Origin of the sequence: Staphylococcus sp. HMSC062H10 (assembly GCF_001836945.1) — a bacterium.
Lineage (GTDB): Bacteria > Bacillota > Bacilli > Staphylococcales > Staphylococcaceae > Staphylococcus > Staphylococcus aureus.
The window spans coordinates 1-1542 of the sequence record NZ_KV830936.1 but is presented as its reverse complement, the minus strand read 5'-3'; the positions used below and the strand labels follow the sequence as shown (position 1 = coordinate 1542).

Annotated in this window: 1 protein-coding gene; it reads left to right on the top strand. The window is 25.2% G+C overall.

From position 1 onward, the window contains the following. The first annotated feature begins 888 nt into the window (after window positions 1-888). Window positions 889-1497: a hypothetical protein gene (locus HMPREF2658_RS00020; protein ID WP_000793183.1), complete on the top strand. Its 609-nt coding sequence runs from the start codon at window positions 889-891 to the stop codon at window positions 1495-1497. The last annotated feature ends 45 nt before the right edge of the window (window positions 1498-1542 follow it).

Below are 1542 nucleotides of genomic sequence, written 5' to 3'. Positions count from 1 at the left end.
AAAAAAATATATATCAAAAAGACATGTATTTTTAAAAAAATTGATGTGTATGATGCATGTCTTTTGTGTATGTTTTATATACATAAAGTATATGTATACGTAACCTGTATGTATACATAACGTTATGGTTTTTATACATATGAGTTAAAAAAGTGATGTCACTTTTTTTCTAGGAAAAATAACTCGGCACTGCCGAGTTCACCACGTTATGGGTCTGCCAAAATATAAAAGTGGTGGCACTTTCCCTTATGCTCATGACTTTATGTATAAAAGTTAGAGGTACTTTTATGCCGAGAAAACTTTTTGAGAGATTATTTTTTTTATTTTTTACTTTTATTTTCTTCAAATATTTTGTAAATCTCTTTATGAGTAAATAAAAGATAGAAGCATAAAGAATAAATGAAAATTTGAAAATATAAGTTTATATGAATGTTGTAGAAAATCTTCAAAATTATTAAGTTTAATACGATCATATTAGCAGTTATAAAGAATATGAATAAGATAATATTATTAAATTTCTTTTTGTATTTTATATGTAAAAATATTATAAAAAGTTCAAGAAAAATAAATATTAGATAAGTTACTATAAAGAATAATGCAATATAGCCAATGTTATAAAACATATTATTTGAATACCAATTTATTGTTATTAAAGAACTTATATTTAAATTATCTGCTAATGATTGGAAACCTATTATGCTAAAAAATGGTATTGAGAATACTAATACGGATATAGGTATGATTATTATTCCGAGTAAGAACGTTACAATTATAAAGTTCAATAAGTACTCTTTGTTTACTTTTTTCATAATGAATTTAATTCCTTTTATGTATATAATATTTAATAATAAAAAATTTTAACATTTATAATTGGAGGATAAAAGTCATATGAAGAATTTAAAAAGTTTTTTTATTAAAAATACTTTGGTACTAACATCTACTGCATTATTATTTTCTAGTTTTGAACCTGTAGTTCATGCTGCAGAAAATAAGGAAGTTGTTAAAACAGTAGAAAATGATAATGTAGAATTCAATGAATTGTTAGAAGGACAAGAATATATTTGGGAAGTTTTATCTAGAGATGATGAAGGATTTAAAATGTTTCTAGATGAGCAAAGAGCTTTTAATCCTAATTTTGATAATGATGTTTTACTAGCAAAACAAGAAGGTGCTTTAAATTCTTCAGTATTTGCTAATAATTCTATGACTTTAAACTCAAATAAGCCTACTCCTAGAGGTCCTATCGGTGCAACTTTAAAAGCTATTAAGGCTCTATCACCTTCTTTGAGACATGGTGGAACTGCTATATCTTGGATCATTAAACCATTAAGTAGAAAACATGCTGTTCTAGTAAAAAAATATTCAAGAAAGATGTCTAATGCAATTGATAGGTTAGATAAGTCTACGAAATCAGCTGTTGAAAATGCTTTTGTTAAAGCAGGTATACCAAGAAGTGATGCGAAAACTTTAACTTATATTGTATTTTTAGTTATTTAGATATTGAGCTGACTTGCCCTAAGATTTTATAAAATCTTAGGGCAA